Source organism: Methyloceanibacter sp. (assembly GCF_051306395.1).
In the GTDB taxonomy this organism is placed as follows: domain Bacteria; phylum Pseudomonadota; class Alphaproteobacteria; order Rhizobiales; family Methyloligellaceae; genus Methyloceanibacter.
In genome coordinates this window covers 1-3,767 of record NZ_JBPPND010000131.1, presented here as the reverse complement: position 1 = coordinate 3,767, position 3,767 = coordinate 1, and the positions used below count along the sequence as shown (strand labels likewise).

Annotated in this window: 5 protein-coding genes; 2 read left to right on the top strand and 3 right to left on the bottom strand. The window is 56.0% G+C overall.

Annotated elements, in window-relative coordinates:
* Window positions 1–603: DUF2254 family protein (locus ACSLE4_RS06990; protein WP_435903758.1), on the top strand; the 603-nt coding region annotated here is incomplete at its 5' end.
* A gap of 215 nt (window positions 604–818) precedes the next feature.
* On the opposite strand, the gene ACSLE4_RS06985 is transcribed toward ACSLE4_RS06990, so the two are convergent.
* Together ACSLE4_RS06985 and ACSLE4_RS06980 are read right to left on the bottom strand one after the other, a co-directional pair.
* A complete protein-coding gene (locus tag ACSLE4_RS06985; protein WP_435903757.1) occupies window positions 819–989 on the bottom strand; it encodes a hypothetical protein in 171 nt (56 codons plus the stop codon).
* On the bottom strand, window positions 989–1,996 hold the full coding sequence (locus tag ACSLE4_RS06980; RefSeq protein ID WP_435903759.1) for a YihY/virulence factor BrkB family protein: 1,008 nt from the start codon (window positions 1,994–1,996) through the stop codon (window positions 989–991). Before ACSLE4_RS06980 ends, ACSLE4_RS06985 begins: the two co-directional genes overlap by 1 nt.
* Between ACSLE4_RS06980 and ACSLE4_RS06975 the strand changes: the two genes are divergently transcribed.
* Window positions 1,995–2,351 (top strand): hypothetical protein, encoded by a 357-nt coding sequence (locus ACSLE4_RS06975; RefSeq protein ID WP_435903756.1) that lies wholly within the window; start codon window positions 1,995–1,997, stop codon window positions 2,349–2,351. The genes ACSLE4_RS06980 and ACSLE4_RS06975 overlap by 2 nt on opposite strands.
* Before the next feature lie 106 nt (window positions 2,352–2,457).
* Here the strand turns inward: ACSLE4_RS06975 and ACSLE4_RS06970 are convergent, their stop codons facing one another.
* Window positions 2,458–2,625, bottom strand: coding sequence for a hypothetical protein (locus ACSLE4_RS06970; RefSeq protein ID WP_435903755.1), 168 nt, complete (start codon window positions 2,623–2,625; stop codon window positions 2,458–2,460).
* Window positions 2,626–3,767 lie beyond the last annotated feature (1,142 nt).

Below are 3,767 nucleotides of genomic sequence, written 5' to 3'. Positions count from 1 at the left end.
ACTGAGCATGATCTTGTCGTGCGAATCGAGGCGCGCCCCGGTCGTTTCGTGAGCAAAGGTGACGCCATGCTCGCGGCTTACCCGCGCGACCGCGTGTCGGACGAGATCGCCAATGACCTGGGGGGCGCGCTTGTCGTGGGCCTGGATCGCTCGCCCGAGCAGGATCTCGAGTTCTCAATCCGACGTATCGTTGAGTTAGCGCAACGGTCCTTGTCGCCCGGCATCAACGACCCGACCACAGCGCTCTACTGCATCGATCGGCTCGGCGAGGTGTTCGGTCGATTGGCTGGCCGTGAGATCCCGTCTCCAATGCGTCTCGACGAGAAGCGGCAGCTGCGGGTCGTGACCGAGGTCAATACCCTCGGCGAGTTGGCTTGCCACGCCTTCGCGGCCATTGCGCGGTATGGAATCACCGACGTGGACGTGATCACGCGGCTTCTCAGCACCATGGACAATTTGGGCCGGTTATCGCAGCGCGAGGCATGCGAGGCCATCATGGGACTCCGCGAGGCGATCCGCCGGGAAAGCGAGAACCAGGTATCTCTCGCCTTCGACCGCGAAGTGATTCAAACTTTGCCCGAGAGCCGCGGCCAAGAATTCTGATGATTTCTTGGTCGTTTGTACTTGCGCGATAGGGTTTGGAGCGAACCTCTTGGTAGAGCGCGACAATCTGCACAAATTCAGAGACCGTTGGATCCCAGTGTCGGGTAGCCGGGAACATCTTGCGATCTTCCCGACCTCCTCAGAACCATATGTGCGAGTTTCCCCGCATACGCCTCAAGCATCTGCCAGCATGTCGAGTGTCCGTCGTTTTGGTTTCAGTCCTGGACAGCACAGCGGTGGACGAGAACGCGGATGGCGCCTCCGGTGGCGGGGTGACGACGCACCACAACGTTGGTGTTTTTGTGCTGATCAAGATAAACCAGAACAGCCGGCAGCACGATAAGAATCGCCGCCGCGTCGAAGGGGGTGATAACCAGCCCGTGCATCAGCGGCATTTCTTTTCGCGTGATGTCGCGGCTGCATCGACTTCGGCTCCAATCAAGACGGCAAGCGCGGAAAGCCAGAGCCAGAGCATGAATGCGATAATGGCGCCCAGCGAACCATAAAGCGCCGTAAAACTGCCGAAAGCAGGAACATACCAGGCAAAAATCGCCGAGGATCCGATCCACAGCACGGCCGCGACGGAGCTTCCGAATACGATCGATTGCCAATCCGCCGCCTTGCGACTGGGGCCGAAGCGATACAGCGCCGCGATGGCCGCGCCGGACAAAATCAGAAACGCTGGCCAGCGCAGCAGCTTCAAGGCTAATGCTGACCTGTCATCCAGCCCAAGCAACGTCAGCGCTGCCGGGAGAAGCATGATCCCAAATAAAATCGCCACCAGAACGACAACAGAGCCCAGCGTTAGAATCAGCGTAATGACGATGCGTCGGAAAAATCCACGCTCTTCGCTCTGATCATAAATGATGTTGAGGGCATCGACGAAACTCTTCATTCCGAGGTTGGCGCTCCACAGCAAGACGATGAACCAAGCACCGGAACCGAGCATCGACGCCGATCCATGTTCCTGAGACTGGACGATTCTCGACAGTTGGCCGTTAAGCATTTGCGCCGCGCCGGGCGGCAGCAGCGCCTCCAACACAGTCGAGGCGCCGTTGACGTCGCTTGGATTGGCAATCAGACCATAGACCGACACCACGGCGGCAATCCCGGGAATGGCGGCGAGCGTAATATAAAATGCTACGCTGGACGCGGCGGTCGTCAATCGATCTGAAAACGTTCGATGCCAGATCCGGACCGCAATTTTGAAAGCGAATCCGAATCTGCCTGTGTTCCCAACCCCAAATATCGCGGAATTACTACTCACGCGCTGAGACGATCGGGCGATGGTCGGACTCGGATATTGTTTGCATCGTGCCAAAGTCTGAGGGGGACGGGCCGTTCCGGACAGTATAGCAGAATGCGACGGATTGTTCCGGCAACGCACATTCATGGCAAGCGTCAACACCCGGAACTTCTTTGTGATTGCTATTAGCCCGCTTTCGCCCGAGGACCGCGGCGATGTAATGCGCGCCGCCGTGGCCTATTCGCTCTCCGGCGATCAGGCGAGCCTTGACCGGTTGCGCGAACGCTATGGCGAGAAGATGAGCGCAAGCCCTGACGCCCAGGCTTTCAGCGTGGTGAGCGAACCCATCGACCGGCAGGGCGTCGCCTTCCGCGACCTCGCCAAGTCCATCGCGTCCGTCGATACGCTGACGGCCTTCATGGACGAGTTCAAAAAGAACGACAGCGCGGTGGCAGCGCAGCCCGCGACCGCGCCGGCGGCCACCGCGACCGCGAGCAATTAATGTGAAAGACCCACAAGATTGCCAGCAGAAAGGCACAAGCCAGACCGACGCGGCTTAGATTGGTAGAGATGAATTTATAGAGTCTTGCAAAAGATATTTAGAAGGATCATTTGCTTTTATCCGGTGTACGGATAAAATGTTTTGTATCCTTCCTGCCCGCATCTTTTCTTTTATTGTCGATGAATTTTTCTTTCAGAGCGGCTTTATCTTTTACATTATGGTCATCACCGTGCTTACGGTCATAGTCTTGCGAGTGTTTTGATTCTTTTGTCATATAAATCCTTCCTTCAACACGCTGTCGACTGTCAACAGGCTTCCAACTGTCACCAGCATAAGACGGTGCCGAAGCTGTAGTTCTGTCGCCCTGGGGGACTGAACAGGACTGGCCTGACGGCTTTTTTGTACCAGCGGGATAGAGAGATTATTGCATCGGCGCGACCTGATCTAGAGGTGGCGGGAATGGGCTGAACGCCCGTGGCGCGGGCGGCCGATACCGTTGGTCTCTGTTCCTTTTCCTCAGGCAAGTGAGATGCGAACTCGCGACGAGCCGTATTCTGCTTTATTTTCAATAAAGCGGTTGGATTCCAGCCCCTCTCGCTCGGGCAAGTTGGCGGCCTACAAATCAAGAGACCGTTGGATCCCAGTTCCTTTCCCTCCGCCAGCCTTGTCAGAGTAAACTGGCTTGAGCCTCCTGGCGAGGCTTCTTAGCCTCCGGCGATGCGCAATCCCTTCCGTTATTTCAACAGCTCGCCCGAGGTGATCCGCCTCGTGGTGATGATGTATATCCTGTCCTTACCGAAAATTCCATCCGCTGGAGATTTAGCCAGCGATTTTCCCTGCTCTGCGGGAAACAATTCCCTGTTAGCTCGACAAAATTCCCTGTTCTGATGCGTAGGGAATTTGGGTGTAAGTAGCTGACTTATAGTCGGAAAACCGAGCCGTCTTCTCGCCTTCGCGGCTAGATCCGGGAAATTTCCCTGTATTTTCCCGTGTATCAGGGAATTTGAACTTAGAGAGTCTTTCGCCAAAGACTGCCAGCACATGGGCGGAGTCACCCAAACTGTGGGTCACGTGTCTAACAGGCTTTGATGCTTCGCGGCTTGATGTGCAATGAGATAAAGATCAAATCGGCACGGGTGGCAGGGTCATTGGCGGACAATCAACTCTGCATTGGCGGCTTCGGGTTCATCCGGAGAATCGGACATTTATACGATATTGCTCTGACAGCGGTTCGGTCTTGATCAAGCCAAAGCTTTGTAATCAAGGCTCAGAAACAGGGTTATAGGATCGCGTGGTCAAGGTGCAAACAACGCTGGTTGCGTGCCCCCGCAACCAAATTCGCCCGCTAAGTCAATGGCTTAGCGGGTTTCTCGTTTCGGCTGCTTGGTGCGGATCTGGCCCTGGAAGCAAATAGGT

Coding starts and splice junctions, on each gene's coding strand:
- ACSLE4_RS06980 (WP_435903759.1), bottom strand. CDS start 1,996: ATGAATGTGCGTTGCCGGAACAATCCGTCGCATTCTGCTATACTGTCC.
- ACSLE4_RS06970 (WP_435903755.1), bottom strand. CDS start 2,625: ATGACAAAAGAATCAAAACACTCGCAAGACTATGACCGTAAGCACGGT.
- ACSLE4_RS06985 (WP_435903757.1), bottom strand. CDS start 989: ATGCACGGGCTGGTTATCACCCCCTTCGACGCGGCGGCGATTCTTATC.
- ACSLE4_RS06975 (WP_435903756.1), top strand. CDS start 1,995: ATGGCAAGCGTCAACACCCGGAACTTCTTTGTGATTGCTATTAGCCCG.